The sequence below is a fragment of the Hyphomonas sp. UBA3195 genome, from assembly GCF_002366485.1.
In the GTDB taxonomy this organism is placed as follows: Bacteria; Pseudomonadota; Alphaproteobacteria; order Caulobacterales; family Hyphomonadaceae; genus Hyphomonas.
Map to the genome: position 1 here is coordinate 403 of NZ_DEXB01000048.1, position 500 is coordinate 902.

Consider the following 500-nt stretch of genomic DNA (forward strand, 5'->3'; position numbering starts at 1 on the left):
GGAACGATGGATTTGGCAAAGCGGCCTTCTTTCCAAGCCGTTGCGGCGCGTTTCTGGCTCTCGACCGCAAACGCATCGACGTCATCGCGGGAGAAGCCATACTTGGTGGCGATCGTGTCAGCGCCAATGCCCTGTGGGGCAAAATAGGTCTTGAGGGCGACTTGCGGGTCGGAAGACCACGCGCCACCGGACGCGCCCATTGGCACGCGGCTCATGCTTTCAACACCGCCGCCGATGGCCATATCTGCCTCGCCGGTCATGACTTTGGACGCGGCCATGTTACAGGCCTCGAGGCCGGAGGCGCAGAAGCGGTCAACCTGAACGCCCGCGGTCGTTTCAGCATAATCAGCATTCAGAACGGCGACGCGCGCGATGTCTGCGCCCTGCTCGCCCACCGGGCTGACGCAGCCAAGAACAACATCGTCCACCTTGGACGTGTCGAGTTCATTCCGGTCACGGATGGCTTGCAGGACTTGGGTCGCAAGGCTGAGCGCGGTGAT

General features: G+C 62.2%; 1 protein-coding gene. It reads right to left on the minus strand.

Annotation, left to right across the window (positions count from 1 at the left end; genetic code table 11):
- On the minus strand, window positions 1-500 hold a 500-nt coding region (locus tag B2344_RS14550), incomplete at both ends, for a beta-ketoacyl synthase N-terminal-like domain-containing protein (RefSeq protein ID WP_290485474.1).